Raw genomic sequence first — 1263 nt, forward strand, 5'->3', positions numbered from 1 at the left:
GATCGACACCTTGCAGCACCAGTTCGAGATTGAACTGCAGCTTCAACTCGCAGATGACGACAACCGGCGGCTCCCCCTCGCGCAACGCAACGACATCGCAGCCGCCGATCTCGCCTTTGACGACGAAGTCGAGGCTTTCGAGGAACCGCTTCACCGGCGCATAGAGTGAGGTTTCGTTCATGCCTCAAGGTTTAGCCGATTCGACGCGAAAAGCCTTCCCGGGGTTCGGCGTTCCACGGCCCGAAAGCGGATCGGGGTGGATACCGCACCGTCGGGCCAGCTGTCAGGCTTCGGTCTTCGGCACTGCCCGGTTCGGCAGCTTCCTGCGGCGCAGGAGCGGATAGCCGATCTGACCGAAATAGGTGGAAGGGATCGGATCGTCGACGCCGTACTTTTCCGGCACCTTGTCGCCGGTGGGATTGTAGGTGCCGAACAGCATGTCGAGGAAAGGCAACTGCCCGGCGAAGTTCTTGTCATAGGCTTCGCGCTGGTTGGCATGGTGCCAGCGATGGAACTGCGGGCTGGCGATCAGCCACTTCAAAGGGCCGAACGGAATCCGCACGTTTGAATGAACAAGCAGCGTGTGTCCAAGGTAGATGGTCGAAAAGACAGCGATCGAGGCTTCCGAGAAGCCGAGGAAAAAGATCGGCGTCAGCGATATTGCCTTTGTGACGATGGCGTCGACGGGGTGATTGTGGAAGGCCCCGAGCCAGTCGAGTTCCTCAATGCCGTGGTGAACGGCATGGAACTTCCAAAGCGCGGGGATTTTGTGGAAGGCCCGATGTGTCCAGTAGACGCCGATATCGGTAATCACGATGATTTCGGCAACCTGCAGCCAGACGGGCTGGCCGCTGACGGCCTGCGTTATCGCCGGCGGGACAAGGAGCGCAGCGGCACCGAGCGCGCCTGCCGCCATCATGACGATGGCCAGCTTTATGATGAAGCCGTTGAACAGCAGATAGATCAGATCGACAGCAAACCCCTTGCGGAAGATCTTCTGCGGCCGCTCGGCAAACAGATGTTCGAACGGAATGAAGATCAGCGCGCAGATCAACAGTGCCTTGATGCCAAAGATATCCATCGATTCGCCTCTGCGCGTCGTCTGCGCCTCCGAGAGGAACCACATCTCCCTTTCCAAAGGCTAAAGGCTCTGTAAGGGCGCTAACGCACGGAACGTGCAAGCAATGTCGCCGAACGCAACGGCTCGGAGCAATGGGACCGTCGAACGCGGTTGTTTGACACGGCTTCGAACCGTTCGTGTCC

1 protein-coding gene and 1 pseudogene are annotated in these 1263 nt (G+C 59.1%); both read right to left on the bottom strand.

All coding sequences use genetic code 11. The annotated features are described in order from the left end of the window. Positions 1–181, bottom strand: a pseudogene (locus EN893_RS34460) (hypothetical protein); the annotation flags it as partial. 102 nt (positions 182–283) lie between these two features. After that, positions 284–1081: a sterol desaturase family protein gene (locus tag EN893_RS34465; protein ID WP_127268287.1), complete on the bottom strand. Its 798-nt coding sequence runs from the start codon at positions 1079–1081 to the stop codon at positions 284–286. Positions 1082–1263 lie beyond the last annotated feature (182 nt).

The organism is Mesorhizobium sp. M7A.F.Ca.CA.004.04.2.1 (assembly GCF_004022825.1).
Classification (GTDB): Bacteria; Pseudomonadota; Alphaproteobacteria; order Rhizobiales; family Rhizobiaceae; genus Mesorhizobium.

Excerpts from the sequence above, each read along its gene's own strand:
- EN893_RS34465 (WP_127268287.1), bottom strand. The coding sequence starts at position 1,081 with ATGGATATCTTTGGCATCAAGGCACTGTTGATCTGCGCGCTGATCTTC.